This is a genomic window from Streptomyces sp. SID5785, assembly GCF_009870065.1.
GTDB lineage: Bacteria > Actinomycetota > Actinomycetes > Streptomycetales > Streptomycetaceae > Streptomyces.
The window spans coordinates 1-2,643 of sequence record NZ_WWIA01000085.1; the positions used below are offsets into that span (position 1 = coordinate 1).

Below are 2,643 nucleotides of genomic sequence, written 5' to 3' on the forward strand. Positions count from 1 at the left end.
TACGCGATCTCGGGGGTGTCCGGCTGCCCGCAGCACAGCACGAGCTGGGCCCGGGGGTCCAGGTCGAAGGCCGCGCGCAGCAGTTGAGGCAAACCCTTCTGCCGGGTGACGCGCCCGACGAACAGGACGATGGGCCGCCCGGGGTCCACCCCGTGGCGCTCGAGGGCGGTCGTACGGTCGTCCGGGCGGTAGGCCCGGGTGTCGATGCCGTTGTGCACCACGTGCACCCGGGCCGGATCCACGCCGGGATACACCCTCAGGATGTCCTGGCGCATGCCGTGCGAGACGGCGATCAGCGCGTCCGCGGTCTCGAGTGCCGCATGCTCCACCAACGAGGACAACGCGTAACCGCCGCCCAGCTGTTCGGCCTTCCAGGGGCGCAGCGGCTCGAGGCTGTGGGTGGTGGCGACGTGGGGAATGCCGTGCAGCACCTGCGCGAGCCGGCCCGCCGCGTTGGCGTACCAGGTGTGGCTGTGGACCAGGTCCGCGCCCGTGCAGGCGGCGGCCATCTCCACGTTCACCCCGAGGGTGCGCAGCGCCGGGTTCGGCTCGCCGGGCAACTCGGGTTCCGCGTAGGCCGTCACGTGCCGCGCGTCGCGCGGGGCGCCGAAGCAGCGCACCTCGAGATCCACCAGTGCGCGCAGTTCGGTGGCGAGTTCGGCGACGTGGACGCCGGCGCCGCCGTAGATCTCCGGGGGGAATTCCTTGGTGAGCAGATCGACGCGGATGCGGGACGAGGCGGCGGGGGGCGGCGGCACAGGCATGGCGACTTCCTGGGGGTCCGGGGGCGAGCGACGGGGGCTACGGCGGTTGCGGCGCGGGCCGGTGTCATCGCCCGCCGCGTCTCTACACGGCGGACGGTGACCTGACGACGGGCCAGCCGCGCTTCTGGGCGAGCTCGAGACTGTCCGTGGGGCAGGCACTGCAGGTGAGGACGCGCGGATTGCCCACGACGCTGAGCAGCCCCGTGCCCACGCACCAGTCCCCGTAGCCGAAGCAACTGGCCGGGTCGATGCACAGGCGGGCCATCGCCTCGATGACCGCCGCGCACTTGTCCAGATCGCCGGTGCCGGACGGGGACAGCCGGATCAACGTCTCCTCGGCCACCGGCGGGCGGGGCAGCCGCTGGTGAGCGTCCATCACGAGCACCACCAGATCGCCCTCGGCCCGGTGCCTCGCCAGCGCCTGGTCGAGGGCCAGGTCCTCCGCCGCCGGACGTGGGGGACGGGTGAGATCGAAGAAGGCCGCACGCCGCATCGGTCGGAACATGCCCATCTCCTGTCTCGAACCCGCACGCGTCCGCATCGGCCCGGGTCGCGGGCGCGATGTCCACCGTCACTCGCCGTGACCCTAAGCGCGATCCGCGCCGAGCCGCCAAAAGGGACCTTGTACAACCTGAAGTCGTGCCGAGTGCGCGGTGCCGGGGCGGGGTGACGAATCTGTCACCGAGGATGGCGCTCCTTGTCAAACTTCCTGTAAAATTTGCGCTGCTGTGTCGATGACTCACCCGCAAGGCCCGGAGGACACCTGTGGACAGAACTGCCGAAGACGGTGAAGGTACCGGCCGGCGGCTTCGTGACCTCCGCCGTGCCCGGGGCCTCAAGCAGCAGGACCTGTCCAGCGGCGACGTCTCGGTGAGCTACATCTCGCTGATCGAGTCCGGCAAGCGCACGCCGTCGAGCACCGTCGTCGCCCTTCTGGCCGAGCGGCTGGGATGCACCACCAGCTACCTGCTCACCGGCCAGGACGAGACCCGTACCCGCGAGCTGGAGCTCAAGGCGGCCTTCGCCGAACTCTCCCTGCACAACGGGGAGGGCGGCCAGGCTCTGCACGCCTACAGCGAGGTGCTCGCCTCGGCGCCCGTCCTTCCCGAGGACACCGTGCGTCGTGCGCGCCTCGGGCAGGCGCTGGCGCTCGAGCAGCTCGGGCGCCTGGAGGCCGCCGTCCAGTCCCTCACCGCGCTGTACGAGGATCCGCGGTGTGTCGCGGGGTCCGCGGAGTGGAGCCGGCTGGCCACCGCGCTGACCCGGTGCCACCAGGCGCTCGGTGACCACGTCCTGAGTGTCGACATCGGCGAGCGGGCCGTGCGCCGGCTCGACCAGCTCGGACTGCAGGCCACCGACGACCACATCCAGCTGGGAGCCGCACTGGTCGGCTGCTACCGCGCACGCGGTGATCTGGCGAAGGCCCACCTCGTGGCCGACCGCCTCATCAGGATCGCCGACGAGCGCGGCGGCCGGATCGCGCAGCGGGAGACGTACTGGAACGCGGCGCTGGTGGCACAGTCCCGAGGCGACGTGGACCAGGCCCTCGCCCTGACCGAGCGGGCCCGCGCACTGCTGGCCGAGAGTGATCACGTGCGCCATCATGCGCTGCTCGCCGCCGCCTACGGGACGCTGCTGCTGGAGTGCGATCCGGCCGACCCCGAGCGCGCGCTCCACCTGCTCGGGCAGGCGAACAGCCGGCTCGCCGAGGTCGGCACGCCGATCGAACAGGCGGACGCGCAGATCCAACTCGCCTCCGTGTGCCTCCGGTTGAGCCGGTTCGACGAAGCGCGTCAGCACGCGTCCCGGGCTCTGGACCTGCTGGACGGCGAGCCGCGCCCCGAAGCGGTCCTGGCCCGCACCGTGCTCGCGGGCGTCC

Annotated in this window: 3 protein-coding genes; 1 reads left to right on the plus strand and 2 read right to left on the minus strand. The window is 71.9% G+C overall.

The window, feature by feature from the left end:
• Together glgA and GTW43_RS02800 are read right to left on the minus strand one after the other, a co-directional pair.
• The coding region (gene glgA / locus GTW43_RS02795) for a glycogen synthase (RefSeq protein ID WP_343245875.1) at positions 1-728 on the minus strand (728 nt) is incomplete at its 3' end.
• A 118-nt stretch (positions 729-846) separates the two neighbouring features.
• Positions 847-1,269, minus strand: coding sequence for a hypothetical protein (locus GTW43_RS02800; protein ID WP_161299947.1), 423 nt, complete (start codon positions 1,267-1,269; stop codon positions 847-849).
• 260 nt (positions 1,270-1,529) lie between these two features.
• Here GTW43_RS02800 and GTW43_RS02805 point away from each other — a divergent pair.
• Positions 1,530-2,643: helix-turn-helix domain-containing protein (locus tag GTW43_RS02805; RefSeq protein WP_161299948.1), on the plus strand; the 1,114-nt coding region annotated here is incomplete at its 3' end.

Bases quoted from the DNA above. Each gene is read 5' to 3' on its own strand.
- GTW43_RS02800 (WP_161299947.1), bottom strand. From the start codon at position 1,269: ATGTTCCGACCGATGCGGCGTGCGGCCTTCTTCGATCTCACCCGTCCC.